The organism is Pseudomonas syringae, from assembly GCF_002157375.1.
Taxonomy (GTDB): domain Bacteria; phylum Pseudomonadota; class Gammaproteobacteria; order Pseudomonadales; family Pseudomonadaceae; genus Aquipseudomonas; species Aquipseudomonas syringae_T.
The window spans coordinates 1-14,970 of sequence record NZ_MTSA01000036.1 but is presented as its reverse complement, the minus strand read 5'-3'; the positions used below and the strand labels follow the sequence as shown (position 1 = coordinate 14,970).

Annotated in this window: 8 protein-coding genes and 4 tRNA genes; 5 read left to right on the top strand and 7 right to left on the bottom strand. The window is 61.1% G+C overall.

Annotation, left to right across the window (positions count from 1 at the left end; all coding sequences use genetic code 11):
- Nucleotides 1-703: 703 nt before the first annotated feature.
- The 6 genes from BW686_RS25670 to uvrB all read right to left on the bottom strand — a co-directional run bounded on the left by BW686_RS25670 (nucleotide 704) and on the right by uvrB (nucleotide 5,253).
- Nucleotides 704-779, bottom strand: a tRNA-Glu gene (locus BW686_RS25670).
- A gap of 44 nt (nucleotides 780-823) precedes the next feature.
- Nucleotides 824-899: transfer RNA gene (locus BW686_RS25665), tRNA-Ala, on the bottom strand.
- Nucleotides 900-951: 52 nt separating this feature from the next.
- Nucleotides 952-1,027: transfer RNA gene (locus BW686_RS25660), tRNA-Glu, on the bottom strand.
- Between the two features lie 89 nt (nucleotides 1,028-1,116).
- Nucleotides 1,117-1,192, bottom strand: a tRNA-Ala gene (locus tag BW686_RS25655).
- Between the two features lie 147 nt (nucleotides 1,193-1,339).
- The gene (gene gltX / locus BW686_RS25650) at nucleotides 1,340-2,821 is read right to left on the bottom strand and encodes a glutamate--tRNA ligase (protein ID WP_084920953.1); all 1,482 of its coding nucleotides are present in this window, start codon (nucleotides 2,819-2,821) and stop codon (nucleotides 1,340-1,342) included.
- A 416-nt stretch (nucleotides 2,822-3,237) separates the two neighbouring features.
- Complete coding sequence (gene uvrB / locus BW686_RS25645) at nucleotides 3,238-5,253, bottom strand: excinuclease ABC subunit UvrB (protein ID WP_084920949.1); 2,016 nt, start codon at nucleotides 5,251-5,253, stop codon at nucleotides 3,238-3,240.
- Nucleotides 5,254-5,641: 388 nt separating this feature from the next.
- On the opposite strand from uvrB, the gene BW686_RS25640 reads away from it, so the two are divergent.
- Together BW686_RS25640 and BW686_RS25635 are read left to right on the top strand one after the other, a co-directional pair.
- Entirely contained in the window at nucleotides 5,642-6,838 is a 1,197-nt protein-coding gene (locus BW686_RS25640; RefSeq protein ID WP_084920947.1) for an amino acid aminotransferase, read from the top strand.
- 214 nt (nucleotides 6,839-7,052) lie between these two features.
- Nucleotides 7,053-7,370, top strand: coding sequence for a hypothetical protein (locus tag BW686_RS25635; RefSeq protein WP_084920945.1), 318 nt, complete (start codon nucleotides 7,053-7,055; stop codon nucleotides 7,368-7,370).
- 69 nt (nucleotides 7,371-7,439) lie between these two features.
- Here the strand turns inward: BW686_RS25635 and pvdQ are convergent, their stop codons facing one another.
- Nucleotides 7,440-9,776 carry a bifunctional acylase PvdQ gene (gene pvdQ, locus BW686_RS25630; protein WP_084920942.1) on the bottom strand — a complete coding sequence of 779 codons (2,337 nt, stop codon included), beginning with the start codon at nucleotides 9,774-9,776 and terminating at the stop codon, nucleotides 7,440-7,442.
- A 208-nt stretch (nucleotides 9,777-9,984) separates the two neighbouring features.
- On the opposite strand from pvdQ, the gene BW686_RS25625 reads away from it, so the two are divergent.
- Genes BW686_RS25625 through BW686_RS25615 form a run of 3 tightly spaced genes read left to right on the top strand, consistent with a single transcriptional unit; the run spans nucleotide 9,985 to nucleotide 14,527 of the window.
- Nucleotides 9,985-11,157, top strand: a complete 1,173-nt coding sequence (locus BW686_RS25625; protein ID WP_084920939.1) for an efflux RND transporter periplasmic adaptor subunit — start codon at nucleotides 9,985-9,987, stop codon at nucleotides 11,155-11,157.
- A complete protein-coding gene (locus BW686_RS25620; RefSeq protein ID WP_084920936.1) occupies nucleotides 11,158-13,131 on the top strand; it encodes a MacB family efflux pump subunit in 1,974 nt (657 codons plus the stop codon). It begins immediately after the preceding gene.
- 7 nt (nucleotides 13,132-13,138) lie between these two features.
- A complete protein-coding gene (locus BW686_RS25615; RefSeq protein ID WP_084920933.1) occupies nucleotides 13,139-14,527 on the top strand; it encodes an efflux transporter outer membrane subunit in 1,389 nt (462 codons plus the stop codon).
- The last annotated feature ends 443 nt before the right edge of the window (nucleotides 14,528-14,970 follow it).

Here is a 14,970-nt window from a genome sequence, read left to right as displayed (position 1 = left end):
TCCATGGCCCGGTGCGGCTAGCCTGGCGTCCTGCCAGGCTACCCCCGGATCAGCGTCAGGACTCAGCCGTCACTGACGTCGCACTCTGCGTCGTCAGTACCATCGCGATAAAAAGCGCTTTCTTTGTAGATGTTTCTGAATTAAGGCACCTTTTCACACCCCTGACCATCGTGCCGACGCTCCGCGTCGGCATGCAGTTCGTGACGCTCTGCGTCACACGGCGGTGCTGCGACTTCAGGTGGATTGAGGTTCGACTCAGGTCACCTTTTCGCAACTCCTGACTATCGTGCCGACGCTCTGCGTCGGCATGCAGTTCGTGACGCTCTGCGTCACACGGCGGTGCTGCGGTGTCAGTTGGATGTGTTTACGGCTCAAGGCACCTTTTCGCCCCTCGGCGAGTTACTTTGATGGGGCCAAAGTAACCAAGCCCCAAGCTCCGTTTCCGGCCCGACTTCGTCGGGTTCCTTCGCCCTGTCACTTACGTCGCACTCTGCGTCGTATGTGCCATCGCGATAAAAAGCGCTTTCTTTTATGGGCAGTGATCAAGAGGAAGGCATGTCAATGCGGAGCATTGCACGAGAGTGGGTGGGTTTTGCGTATGACGGTAAAGATAAAGTCAGAAAGGAAGGATTTTCAAATCCTGAAAAAACAAAAGGGCCATTCAATAATCGAATGACCCTTGGTCCCGCAGAGCGGGAAATCGTGGCGTCCCCTAGGGGACTCGAACCCCTGTTACCGCCGTGAAAGGGCGGTGTCCTAGGCCACTAGACGAAGGGGACGCAAACCTTCAGTCAGGATCACCGTTTGGTGAGCCCTGGCAAATTGGTGGAGCTTAGCGGGATCGAACCGCTGACCTCCTGCATGCCATGCAGGCGCTCTCCCAGCTGAGCTAAAGCCCCGGATTTATCGCCTCGCGGCGGAGTTCAACGTTCAAGTATCACTCGGTGAAACTGGCGTCCCCTAGGGGACTCGAACCCCTGTTACCGCCGTGAAAGGGCGGTGTCCTAGGCCACTAGACGAAGGGGACACAACCTTCTTCTGCGGATAACCGGTCGCTGGATCCGGTTTTCTCGCATCGCTTCAGAACAGTGTAGCTGTGTTCTGAAACGCTGAATTTGGTGGAGCTTAGCGGGATCGAACCGCTGACCTCCTGCATGCCATGCAGGCGCTCTCCCAGCTGAGCTAAAGCCCCACATCAGTGGACGGGGCGCATATTAAGCGTGAGTCGCAGGGGTGTCAAATTTATTTTTAACAACTTCCAAAGTTTTTTGTCGGTAATACAACCACTTACCTTTCAACCCCCGGAAAACCGGGGGCGACTCATGCTTGCGGGACGGCCTCAGGCGATAGCACCCAGAAGCTTTTCCCATTCCTTGTTTTCTTTCTTCGAGACGCCGCCCAGCAAATCGAGGGCCTGGCGCAGGCGGAAACGAGTCAGGTCAGGCCCGAGGATTTCCATCGCATCGGTGACCGACACCGAATTGGCCTGACCGGTAATCGCCGCGAACATTAACGGCATCGCATCCCGCAGCTTGAGTTCCAGATGCTCGACCACAGCCTGAATGCAGCCCATGATCCGCTCTTTCTCCCACTGACGCAGCGATTCCAGTTTCCACAGGATCAACTGCATGACCTGGCGAACCTGCTCCGGCGACAGCTTCTTGTGCTCGAACAGCTTCACGTCCGGCGTGACGCCGCCTGCGAAGAAGAAGCCTGCCAGCGGCGCGACCTGACTGAAGGTCTCTACCCTGCCCTGCACGTGCGGTGCGATCTTCATCATGTAGTCGGGGTTCAGTGCCCACGTTTTCAACCGGCTGGCAAATTCCTCGACCGGCAGATCACGCAACCACTGACCATTGAGCCAGGACAGTTTCTCGATGTCGAAGATCGGCCCGCCCAGCGAGACGCGGGACAGGTCGAAGTTGTCGACCATTTCCTGCAGCGAGAACTTCTCGCGCTCGTCCGGCATCGACCAGCCCATGCGGCCCAGGTAGTTGAGCATCGCTTCAGGCATGAAGCCCATGCGCTCGTAGAAGGTCACCGAGGTCGGGTTCTTGCGCTTGGACAGCTTGCTCTTGTCCGGGTTACGCAGCAGCGGCATGTAGCACAGCTGCGGCTTGTCCCAGCCGAAGTATTCGTAAAGCAGGATCAGTTTCGGTGCCGAGGGCAGCCATTCTTCGCCCCGCAGTACGTGAGTGATGCCCATCAGGTGATCATCGACCACGTTGGCCAGGAAATAGGTCGGCAGCCCGTCGGTTTTCATCAGGACCTGCATGTCCATGCGGTCCCATGGGATTTCGACTTCGCCACGCAGCATGTCCGGCACCACGCAGACACCTTCGGTCGGCACTTTCATGCGGATCACGTGCGGCTCGCCAGCGTCCAGACGGCGCTGGACCTCTTCTTTCGAAAGCAGCAACGCCCGGCCGTCGTAACGCGGGGTTTCGCCTTTGGCCTGTTGCTCGGCGCGCATCGCGTCGAGTTCTTCGGCGGTGCAGAAGCACGGGAAAGCATGGCCCAGTTCGACCAGTTGCTGCGCGTATTTCTGGTAGATATCGCCCCGCTCGCTCTGCCGGTACGGACCGTGCGGACCGCCTACATCCGGGCCTTCGCTCCATTCGATGCCCAGCCAGCGGAGTGCGTCGAAGATCTGCTGTTCGGACTCGCGGGTCGAGCGCAACTGATCGGTGTCTTCAATGCGCAGAATGAACTCGCCGCCGTGCTGTTTGGCAAAGCAATAGTTGAACAGCGCGATGTAGGCCGTGCCGACGTGAGGGTCACCCGTGGGCGATGGCGCGATGCGGGTACGAACGGTGGTCATGGAAAATCCCGGAGTAGGTCGATCAAGCGCGGAATGTTAACAGGCCGGGGGCCTGCGGCTCCAGCGCGGGTGATGTGATCGTTTCCATAGAACGTCTTCGCTTGTCCGCGAACTGCCGGGAACCGGCAGCAAAACCATTGCATATTTAGAACGTCTTCGTGGACAAGTCCACTCCCACAGTGTCCGCGATCTCCCACAGTGTCCGCGAACTGCAGGGAACCAGCAGCAAAACCATTGCATATTTAGAACGTCTTCGTGGACAAGTCCACCCCCACAGTGTCCGCGATCTCCCACAGGTGTCCGCGAACTGCAGGGAACCAGCAGTAAAACGGAATCTGTGGGAGCGGACTTGTCCGCGAACTGCCGGGAACCGGCAGCAAAACCACAGAGCACTCGGCCTGATAATCACCAGCGGATCAAACCGCCAGCAACCGTTCACGCAGTTTGCCGATTTCGTCGCGCATCTGTGCAGCGGCTTCGAATTCCAGATCGCGGGCCAGTTGGTACATTTTTTCTTCCAGTTGGCGAATGCGCTTGTTGATTTCGCTCGGCGAACGCAGTTCGTTTTCGTAGCGGGCGTTTTCTTCGGCGGCCTTGGCCATGCCCTTGCGCTTTTTGCTGCGAGAACCCGGTACGGTGGCGCCTTCCATGATGTCGGCGACGTCCTTGAAGACCCCTTTAGGCGTGATGCCATGTTCCAGGTTGAACGCAAGCTGCTTCTCGCGACGCCGCTCGGTTTCGCCGATGGCGCGCTCCATCGAACCGGTGATGCGGTCGGCGTACAGAATCGCCCGACCGTTGAGGTTACGCGCCGCCCGGCCGATGGTCTGGATCAGCGAGCGGTCAGATCGCAGAAAGCCTTCCTTATCCGCGTCGAGAATCGCCACCAGCGACACTTCCGGCATGTCCAGGCCTTCACGCAGCAAGTTGATGCCGACCAGCACGTCAAACGTACCCAGACGCAGGTCGCGAATGATCTCCACCCGCTCTACCGTGTCGATGTCCGAGTGCAGGTAACGCACCCGCACGCCGTGGTCGCTCAGGTAATCGGTCAAGTCTTCGGACATGCGCTTGGTCAACGTAGTGACCAGTACCCGTTCTTCCAGCGCCGCACGTTTGTGGATTTCCGACAGCAGGTCGTCGACCTGAGTCAGCGCCGGACGGATTTCGATCTGCGGGTCCACCAGACCGGTTGGCCGCACCACCTGCTCAACAACCCGACCGGCGTGTTCCGCCTCGTAATTGCCCGGCGTTGCCGAGACAAAAATGGTCTGCGGGCTGATCGCTTCCCACTCGTCAAAGCGCATGGGCCGGTTATCCAGCGCCGACGGCAGCCGAAACCCGTACTCGACCAGGGTTTCCTTGCGGGAGCGGTCGCCTTTGTACATCGCGCCGACCTGCGGCACGCTGACGTGGGACTCGTCGATCACCAGCAAGGCGTCGGCTGGCAGGTAGTCGAACAAGGTCGGCGGCGGCGCACCGGACGGACGGCCCGACAGGTAGCGCGAGTAGTTTTCGATGCCGTTGCAGTAACCCAGCTCCAGCATCATTTCCAGGTCGAAACGGGTGCGCTGCTCAAGACGCTGCGCTTCCACCAGCTTGTTCTGGCTGCGCAGGTACTCCAGACGCTCCTGCAGCTCGACCTTGATGTTTTCCATCGCCTCGACCAGCGTCTCGCGCGGCGTGACGTAGTGGCTCTTGGGGTAGAAGGTAAAGCGCGGCAGCTTGCGAATCACTTCGCCAGTCAACGGGTCGAACGCCGACAGGCTTTCGACTTCATCATCGAACAGTTCGATACGGATCGCTTCCAGATCGGATTCGGCCGGGTAGATGTCAATCACATCGCCACGCACCCGGAAGGTCGCGCGGGCAAAGTCCATGTCATTGCGGGTGTATTGCAGGTCGGCCAGACGCCGCAGCAAGGCGCGCTGGTCAAGCTTGTCGCCACGATCGACGTGCAGCACCATGCGCAGATAGGTTTCCGGGCTGCCCAGGCCATAAATGCACGACACCGTGGTGACGATGATCGCGTCCTTGCGCTCCAGCAATGCCTTGGTCGCAGACAGACGCATCTGCTCGATGTGGTCGTTGATCGACGCGTCCTTCTCGATGAAGGTGTCCGACGACGGCACGTAGGCTTCAGGCTGATAGTAGTCGTAGTAGGAAACGAAGTATTCCACGGCGTTGTTCGGGAAGAACGCCTTGAATTCGCCGTACAACTGCGCCGCCAGGGTCTTGTTCGGCGCCAGCACCAGCGTCGGACGCTTGATCTGGGAAATGACGTTGGCAATGCTGAACGTCTTGCCCGAGCCGGTCACCCCCAGCAAGGTCTGGTGCGCGAGCCCGGCGTCGATCCCTTCGACCAGTTGGCGAATGGCCTCGGGCTGATCGCCGGCTGGCTCAAAACGGGTGACGAGCTGGAACTCGGACATAACCTACCTCTTGATTGATTCGCGTGTGCGTCGCCTGCATGAATCCGCGTGCGACGTCACCGCGTAAAGGGTTCGCCCCTGCCTGCCTGGCGCAATGGCGAAAGCACCGCCGACGACAGCCCCCGCCAAGGAGCAGACGTGCGATGTTTTGAAGTGATGACTCATAGATGGAGTCATATATCGGCCTTTCAAGGCATCCACTTAAAGCATTGAGGTTTTAACGGAACGAACGTTCTACAAATATGCGCAAAAACCTCGAAAAAACCCGCCCCGCCCTGTCGCCCGTCGAAAGGATGCTCTCTATACTAGCCCTGTTTTTGCACCGCTTTGGCGCATTCAGCCGCAGCGGGGCATTTCCCTCCCACTCTTCATCAAGAGCCGCCGCACAATGAGCCTGTTCTCCGCTGTCGAAATGGCACCCCGCGATCCGATCCTGGGTATCAACGAAGCATTCAACGCCGACACCCGCACCACCAAGGTCAACCTTGGCGTGGGCGTCTACTGTGATGAAGACGGGCGCATTCCCCTGCTGCGTGCCGTGGCTGAAGCCGAAAAAATCCGCGTGGCCCAACATGCACCGCGCGGCTACCTGCCAATCGACGGCATTGCCGCCTACGACCAGGCCGTGCAGAAGCTGCTGCTGGGCGCTGACTCGCCGCTGATCGCGTCGGGCCGCGTACTGACCACTCAATCGGTCGGCGGCACAGGCGCCTTGAAGATCGGTGCCGACTTCCTCAAGCAACTGCTGCCCAACGCCGTTGTGGCCATCAGCGACCCCAGCTGGGAAAACCACCGCGCGCTGTTCGAAACCGCCGGTTTCCCGGTGCAGAATTATCGCTACTACGACGCCGCGACGCACGATGTGAACCGCGCCGGCATGCTCGAAGACCTGCAGAACCTGCCGAACCACTCGGTGGTCGTCCTGCACGCCTGCTGCCATAACCCGACCGGCGTCGACCTGAGCCTGGACGATTGGAAAAAGGTGCTGGAAGTGGTCAAGGCCAAAGGTCACGTGCCGTTTCTGGACATGGCTTATCAAGGCTTCGGCCAAGGCATTCAGGAAGACGCCCTCGCGGTGCGCCTGTTCGCCGAGTCGGGCCTGACCTTCTTCGCCTCCAGCTCGTTCTCCAAATCGCTGTCGTTGTATGGCGAGCGCGTCGGTGCGCTGTCGATCATCACCGAATCGAAGGAAGAAACCGCCCGCGTCCTGTCGCAGGTCAAGCGCGTGATCCGCACCAACTACTCCAACCCGCCCACCCACGGCGCGATCATTTCCGCCGCCGTCCTCAACGACCCGGCACTGCGCACTCTGTGGGAAGAAGAACTGGGCGAAATGCGCGTGCGCATTCAGGGCATGCGTCAGGCGATGGTCGAACGCCTGGCTGATAACCCGGCCGGTCAGGACTTCAGCTTTGTCGGCCGTCAGTGCGGTATGTTCTCCTACTCCGGCCTGACCGCCGCACAGGCCCAGCGCCTGCGCAGCGAATTCGGCATCTACGCCCTCGATACCGGACGTATCTGCGTGGCGGCGCTGAATCAGAAAAACATTGATGCAGTGTGTGACGCGATCAAGAAGGTGCTCTAACTTCTCACCGCATAGCTGTAGTTGTAGGAGCGAACTTGTTCGCGAAGACGGTGTTCCAGTCGATGCATCTTCATGGACTGTACGGCCCCTTCGCGAACATCGCGTCTCCAACAGACTCACCCTCACCACCGCTCAGCAACTGAATCGAACGATCCACAGTGTCACCCCTCGAAACCCTGTCAGACCCTTTTCTGAATCAGCTATCGAGGTAGTCATGTCCATCGAACCGCAACGCCAGAAAGAACCGACGCCTAATCAGGACGCGCCTGCCGCGCCAGGTCCGGACCGCAACGATCCGGCCATCGAGCCGCAGGTTTCGGACGTAGAGCCGGAGACTGAAAAAGGTGACGGCCAGACGCAAGGTCAGACCCCTGCCCCTAGCCAAAGCCAGTCCCAAGGCCAGAACCAGAGCCAGCAGTCCAACGGCAGCGCCTACGTGCCTGACTACGAGCCTCAGGAAAAAAAGGAAGACCAGCGCAATCATCAGCCCACCCAGGGCACCGACGCTGATATCGACACCAACGCGGGCTGAATGAACTAACAGAAAGGCGCATTTGGGCCGTATGGCCCAAACGCTTTCTCCAAATGCCTGCTGATCCCCCTATTCCTTGATCACCTGCACCTGATACGCCGGATCAGCCTTGATTTGCTGCTCTGTGAACGGCAGCGTGGCCCATTGCTTTTTCGAAAACGCTTCGGTCTGGTCCCTTGAATGGGCGGACTGTGGGTTGCTCGACTCGGAAAACGCCAGCAAACCCTGCGCCTTGGGACCCTGATCATCAAACGTCACCACTTGCAGGTAGCTGGTGCCACTGACCACTTCGCGCTTGCCGTCCTTGCCTGCAACGGTCTGCATCGCGTTGTAGATGCCCAGCTCGGCCGGGCCGCCGTGGATCGAAATCGGTTGGCCGCTGATGCTGGAGACCTGAATGTCGCCCCATCGGGTCTCAGCGGAGAAACCGGCCTTGGCCACCTCATCCACCGCCGCAAGCATGGCGGCGCGCAAGGCCGTGGCAACCTGCGGGTTTTCAATCGCCAGCCCGCTGGGTGTATGAACCGGGTCTAGCGGGTCGAACACCACACGCCAGCGCGAGGCGACCGCCTGCATAGCGGTCACGATCCGCTGGAAATACACGAAACCGATACCACTGTTGAGGTCAGCGCGTCCGTCCCAGGCGTTCAGCGCGGTACACAACGGTGCCAGACGCGCCGCATCGCCCCCCAGCTCCGAGGCGCAGAATTTCAGCAGATCCGGCAAAACTTGCCCGGCCTGATACACCTCGTTGTCCATGACCATCGCTTGCAGGTGCTCGGCGCTGACCTTGCCTGCCTTCTCCAGGCTGCTCAGCCGATCCAGCGCAAAACGCGCACGCTGCCCCAGCGGCTGACCGTCCTGGCTGATCAAGGGTGAAAAGTCTTTTAACGGCGCGGCCGGATTGACCATCCAGGCCGAGTCGTTGGAATGCTGCACGAAATCAGTCCGCAACAGCTGCGGCTGGCGCGACGACGGATAAATGCCCGCTTGCGCCGCCTCGGGAGACACGCTCCAGTTGCACGCGCTGCGCGAACCGTCGAGCACGATCAGTTCGGTGCCGATGCGCGGGTCGCTGCACTTGGCGAGCTTGGCCGCGTCAACATTCGGCACTACCGACAGGTTCATGTACAACGCCTGCCCCTTGGCATCGACCGCCAGGGTGTTGACCCACGGAATGCCCTGAATTTTATGCACCGACGCCTGAAACGCCTTGAGGCTGTCGGCCTTGTCCATTGCATACCATTGCTGCAACACCCGGTCGTTTTCCAGGTTGGCGTCGCGCAGGCTGAAGGCAAACTTTGCATCCCAGTCCAGCTTGCCCGGCCACTGCACCACTGGGCCAAACGTCGACGAATACAGGATGCGCGGCACCGCCTTGAAGCTGCCGTCGGGCTGCCTCACCTCGACGTTCACCTGCTGCTTGTCCATTGCGATGGACTTGCCATCCAGCAAGTAGCGGGTCGGGTCTTTCGGATCAAGCTGCAAGCGGTGCAGCGTGAAGTGTTTCGACGTGTCGACAGTGTGGCTCCAGGCCAGGTGCCGATTGAAACCGATGTTGATCAACGGCAAACCCGGCAATGCGGCGCCCATCACGTCCAGCTTGCCGGGAATGGTCAGGTGCATCTGATAGAAACGCATGCCGCCGCCCCACGGAAAGTGCGGGTTGGCCAGCAACAGGCCTCGCCCGTTGGCGGACAGATCACGACCGACTGCCACCGCATTGCTGCCACGCTCCAGGGCAAAGCGCTCGTTGCGGGCGGCGGCCAGTTGCAGCGCTTGAACCTGCTGGCTATCAACCTGCAATGGCTTTTGCGCAGAAGGTGGCCGGGCACCGGCCAACGCTTCAGTGAACTGCCCTACTCCGCCTTCGACCAACAGACGACGTGTCAGGCGCACCAGATCATCAGTGCTGATCGGACGCACCCATTCGGCCGCGCACGGTTGCGGCAGGCCTTTGCCCTTCTGCTCATCCAGAGAGCGGTTGTAACCGGCGACATAGCCTTGCATCAACTGGCGAATTTCAAGAGGCTGAGCCTTCCAGAAGTCCGCCAGCGCCTGCGGGGTATTGAGCCATTTGAACAGCAGGTCGCTGGCCATGTTGCTGCGCTGCTCAAGGGTCGCCTTGTCCGGCCCGAAATAGCGCGAGCGTTCGCCGTTGACGGTGACAACCTCATTGGCCAGCAGGCACAGGTTGTCCTGCGCGTAAGCGTAACCGATACCGAACCCCAGACCTCGCTCGTCATCCGCGACGATGTGCGGCACGCCAAAACCGGTGCGCCGGATCTCGGCCTTTGCCGCCTGATGCAAGGAGGCCTGCTGTTCAGGGGCAACCAGTGCCTGCGCAGGTAAAACCACTGCGCACGAAAGGCCTGCAAACACAAAACCGGGCAGTGCTCTGGACATAATCACGCTGACTCCAACTCGACAAGACGACCCGAATTAGCCGCTCCCGTTAAACGAAGTACGGAGGCGGATTTTTAGCTGAATCGTACAACCGGTGCGCGGCGCTAAATTCCTGCCTCCATGCCTCGTTTAAAGGGCAGCTCTGATTAAAGAGCAGCTCTACAGCCGTTGCTCGTCGACCGGCTGATCTCCCAGCGCAGGAATCTGCATGAAACGCTCTCGACATCCTCGACGCGCCCTTCTGGTGGCGCTGTGCCTGTTCCCGGTCATTGCTGTGTGTGCCTGGCAGATCCTGCCCGGCGGCGAGGGCACTGCGTCGACCGTGACGGTGACGCGCGGCACCCTCGAAAACAGCGTGACCGCGTTGGGCACCCTGCAACCGCGCAGCTACGTGGACGTCGGCTCGCAAGCCAGCGGGCAGATCATGAAGATCCACGCGCAGGTGGGTGATCAGGTCAAGGAAGGCGATTTGCTGGTGGAAATCGACCCTTCGACGCAAAAAGCCAAACTCGATGCCGCGCGCTACGCCATCGATAACCTCAAGGCCCAGCTTCAGGAGCAGCGTGCGCTGCACGAGCTGGCCGAGCAGAAACAACAACGCCAGAAGAACCTGGCAGCGGGCGGTGCCACACGCGCCGAAGACGTGCAGGCGGCGCAATCCGAATTTCGTGCCACGCAGGCCAGGGTCGACATGTTCAAGGCACAGATCCTCGAAGCCCAGGCCGCACTGCGCAGTGACGAAGCGGCGCTGGGTTACACACGCATTTACGCGCCCATGAGCGGCACCGTGGTCGCGCTGGATGCCCGTGAAGGCCAGACCCTCAACGCACAACAACAGACGCCACTGATTCTGCGTATTGCCCGGTTATCTCCCATGACCGTCTGGGCCGAAGTCTCGGAGGCTGACATCGGCCATGTCAAACCGGGCATGACCGCCTATTTCACTACCCTGAGCGGTGGTCATCGGCGCTGGAGCAGCACCGTCAGGCAGATTCTGCCAGTCCCGCCCAGGCCGCTGGATCAGGCCAATCAGGGCGGTGGCAGCCCGAGCAGTTCGCGCAAGAGCGGCGGTGGCCGGGTGGTGCTCTACACCGTGCTGCTGGACGTCGACAACAGCGATCAGGCACTGATGGCAGAAATGACCGCACAGATCTTCTTCGTCGCGGGCAAAGCCGAGAACACCCTCACCGCCCCGCTCGCGGCCCTGCAAAATGGCGCGCAAGCCGGTATTCAGACCGTGCAGGTGCTGGCCGCCGATGGCGAGGTGCAACGGCGTCAGGTACGCACCGGGATCAGCGACCGTCTGCGGGTGCAGATTATCGACGGTCTGAATGAAGGTGATCGCCTGCTGATAAACGCTCCCGCCGGGAGCGGAGGCTGAATGCGCACGCCGCTGATCGACCTGCGGGGCATCCGCAAAACCTACGGCGGTGGCGACAGCCCGCAGGTCAACGTGCTGCGCGGCATCGACCTGTCGATTCATGCCGGCGAGTTCGTGGCGATTGTCGGCGCCTCCGGCTCCGGCAAATCGACGCTGATGAACATCCTTGGCTGTCTGGATCGCCCCACGTCGGGTGAATACCTGTTTGCCGGGGAAAACGTTGCCGAGCTGGGCAGCGACGAACTGGCCTGGCTGCGGCGCGAGGCATTCGGCTTCGTGTTTCAGGGCTACCACCTGATCCCGTCCGGTTCGGCGCAGGAAAACGTCGAGATGCCGGCCATCTACGCCGGAACAGCCGCCGCAGAGCGCCACGCCCGGGCCGCTGCCCTGCTCGACCGTCTGGGCCTGGCCTCTCGCACCGGCAATCGCCCGCATCAACTGTCCGGCGGCCAGCAGCAACGGGTGTCCATCGCTCGCGCACTGATGAATGGCGGGCACATCATTCTTGCCGACGAACCCACCGGCGCGCTGGACAGCCACAGCGGTGCCGAAGTCATGGCCCTGCTGGACGAACTGGCCAGCCAAGGGCATGTGGTGATTCTGATCACCCACGACCGGGAAGTCGCTGCACGGGCCAACAGGGTCATCGAAATCAGTGACGGTCTGGTGATCAGCGACACCGCTAGGGAGGTTTCCGATGTGCAGCGCTCTGCGAACCCGGCTGCACTGCAGGCCGTCGATCTGCGCAAGCGTTTGAGCGAAGGCAGCGCCAGTCACGGGGCCTGGAAAGGCGAATTGTTCGACGCGGTTCAGGCGGCGTGGCGCGTCATGTGGATCAACCGCTTCCGCACCGCGCTGACCTTGCTGGGCATCGTCATCGGCGTCGCGTCAGTGGTGGTCATGCTCGCTGTCGGTGAAGGCAGCAAGCGCCAGGTCATGGCGCAGATGTCCTCATTCGGCTCCAACATCATCTACCTGAACGGCAAGGCCCCCAACCCGCGCGCGCCGAAAGGCGTCATCACACTGGAAGAAGTCGCGGCGCTGGGCGACCTGCCCGAAGTCAAAATAATCATGCCGGTGAATGGCGGACAGGCCGGTGTGCGCTACGGCAATGTCGACCACTCCAGTTACGTCGGCGGCAACGACACGCACTTTCCGGCGATCTTCAACTGGCCGGTGGTGGAAGGCAGTTACTTCAGTGAGGCCGATGAACAGAGCGCAGCCGCCGTGGCCGTGATTGGTCATAAAGTCCGGCAAAAGCTGTTCGGCGAGCGCATCGACCCTATTGGCCAATACATCCTGATCGAGAACGTCCCCTTTCAAGTGGTCGGCGTACTTCAGGAAAAAGGCGCGACCTCGGGCGACCTGGACAGCGACAACCGCATCGCCATTCCCTACTCCTCGGCCAGCATCCGGCTGTTCGGCTCGCAAGACCCGGAGTACATCACCATCGCCACCCGCGACGCCAACAACGTCAAGCAAGCCGAAGCAGCGATCCGCTGCCTGCTGCAGCGCCTGCACAACGGCAAACAGGATTACGAGCTGACCAACAACGCCGCGATGATCCAGGCCGAGGCACGCACCCAGAACACCCTGTCGATGATGCTCGGCTCGATTGCCGCCATCTCGCTGCTGGTCGGCGGCATCGGGGTCATGAACATCATGCTGATGACGGTGCGTGAGCGCACTCGCGAGATCGGCATCCGCATGGCCACCGGGGCGCGGCAGCGCGACATTCTGCGCCAGTTCCTCACCGAAGCGGTGATGCTCTCGGTGGTCGGCGGGCTGGCCGGTATCGTGCTGGCGCTGGGAATGGGCGTGGCATTGCTGCTGAGCAACGTGGCGGTGGCCTTCACCCTGCCTGCGGTGATCGGTGCCTTTGCCTGCGCCTTGGTCACCGGCGTGATCTTCGGCTTCATGCCGGCCCGCAAAGCCGCACGGCTCGACCCGGTGACGGCCCTTACCAGTGAATGACCCTTCGATGAAGCCATGCCTTTCCCTGCTGACCGTTTGCCTGCTGCTGAGCGCTTGCAACGCGCCGGCTCCGCGTCTGGACAGCGGCATCCAGCCACCCGCGAGCTGGGCGTTTGCCGAGCGAGCTGCCAGCCAGCGCAGCGACGCTCAATGGTGGCAACGCTTCGGCAGCCCGGAATTGAACCGCTTGATCGCTCAAGCCAGCCGCGACAGCCATGAAGTGGCTGCGGCGATGGCACGGGTGCGTCAGGCACAGGCCACTGCCATCATCGGCGGTGCGCCGTTGCTGCCGGAGCTGGCGTTCGACCTGCGCGGTCAACGCAACACATTCGTGCGCAACAGCGACCGCAAGGCCAACCCGTCAGATGACAACAACACCAACAATTTCACCAGCGGCCTGACCGCCAGTTACGAGGTGGACTTCTGGGGAGGCATCGCTGCAACACGCGACAGCGCAGTTCAAGGTCTGCGCGCCAGCGAGTTCGATCAGGCGACCGTGGAACTGACCTTGCTCAGCAACGTCGCCGACCGCTACGCGCAAACCCTGGCAGCCCGCGAACAAGGCCGGATTGCCGGGCTGAACCTGGCCAATGCGCAGAGCGTTTTGAAGCTGGTGCAGACCCGTTATGACTCGGGTTCGGCCACTGCGCTGGAACTGGCGCAGCAGAAAAACCTGGTCGCCACCCAGCAGCGCGAACTGCCGCGCATTCAGCAACTGGCCAACGAACAATTGATCACCCTCGCGGCGCTACTCGGCCAGCCGATGCAGAACGTCAGGCTGGACGATCAGGCTTTCGACACACTGAGCTGGCCGGACATCCGCGCCGGCGTGCCCAGCGACCTGTTGACCCGCCGCCCTGATCTGGCCAAAGCCGAAGCCGAACTGGCGGCCGCGCAGGCCAACGTTACCGTGGCCCGTGCGGCGATGCTGCCGAAACTGACCCTCAGCGCCCGGCTGGGCACCGAAGCCACCCGCGCCGAAGACTGGCTGCGCGCGCCCTTCAGCAGCCTGACCGCCGGCCTGGTAGGTCCGATCTTCAATAATGGCCGCCTGAGCGCCGAACGCGACAAGGCCACAGCGCGCCAGGAAGAACTGCTGGAGACCTATCGCGGCGCGATCATCAACAGCTTCGCCGACGTGGAAAAAGCCCTGAACAGCATCCGCGGCCTGGACGAGCAGCGCTACTGGCACGAAGAAGAGCTTGAACAGGCGCAGACCGCCTTCCGCATCGCGCAGAGCCGTTACGAAGCCGGGGCCGAGGATTTGCTGACCGTGCTGGAGACCCAGCGCACGCTGTACCTGGCGCAGGATGTGAGTGTTCAGTTACGGCTGGCGCGGGTTCAGGCCAGTATTGCGCTGTACAAAGCGCTGGGCGGGGGCTGGCAAGTGCGCTGAGCGAGCCACAGCCAGAAGCAGCTATCGTGCGGCGCTCCGCGTCCTACATCACTGAGCCCGAAAAAAAGGGGGATGAAACCACAGCATCAGTATGGACACAGCCCCTTGTGGGAGTGAGCTTGCTCACGAAGGCAATGGTTCAAGCGACCTGTCTCGGGGGGCTGTACCGGCCTTTTCGTGAGCAAGCTCACTCCCACAGGAGGTGTGTGTAACGCTGAGCATGGGCGAGAAACCGTCGCGATGCGCTTCTACACGCGTCACCACTCGCAAGGGGCATGAAACCACGGCATCAGTATGGACACAGCCCTTTGTGGGAGTGAGCTTGCTCACGAAGGCAATGGTTCAAGCGACCTGTCTCGGGGGGCTGTACCGGCCTTTTCGTGAGCAAGCTCACTCCCACAGGAGGTGTGTGTAACGCTGAGCATGGGCACGAGAAACCGTCG

Coding starts and splice junctions, on each gene's coding strand:
- gltX (WP_084920953.1), bottom strand. CDS start 2,821: ATGACCACCGTTCGTACCCGCATCGCGCCATCGCCCACGGGTGACCCT.
- uvrB (WP_084920949.1), bottom strand. CDS start 5,253: ATGTCCGAGTTCCAGCTCGTCACCCGTTTTGAGCCAGCCGGCGATCAG.
- BW686_RS25640 (WP_084920947.1), top strand. CDS start 5,642: ATGAGCCTGTTCTCCGCTGTCGAAATGGCACCCCGCGATCCGATCCTG.
- BW686_RS25635 (WP_084920945.1), top strand. CDS start 7,053: ATGTCCATCGAACCGCAACGCCAGAAAGAACCGACGCCTAATCAGGAC.
- pvdQ (WP_084920942.1), bottom strand. CDS start 9,776: ATGTCCAGAGCACTGCCCGGTTTTGTGTTTGCAGGCCTTTCGTGCGCA.
- BW686_RS25625 (WP_084920939.1), top strand. CDS start 9,985: ATGAAACGCTCTCGACATCCTCGACGCGCCCTTCTGGTGGCGCTGTGC.
- BW686_RS25620 (WP_084920936.1), top strand. CDS start 11,158: ATGCGCACGCCGCTGATCGACCTGCGGGGCATCCGCAAAACCTACGGC.
- BW686_RS25615 (WP_084920933.1), top strand. CDS start 13,139: ATGAAGCCATGCCTTTCCCTGCTGACCGTTTGCCTGCTGCTGAGCGCT.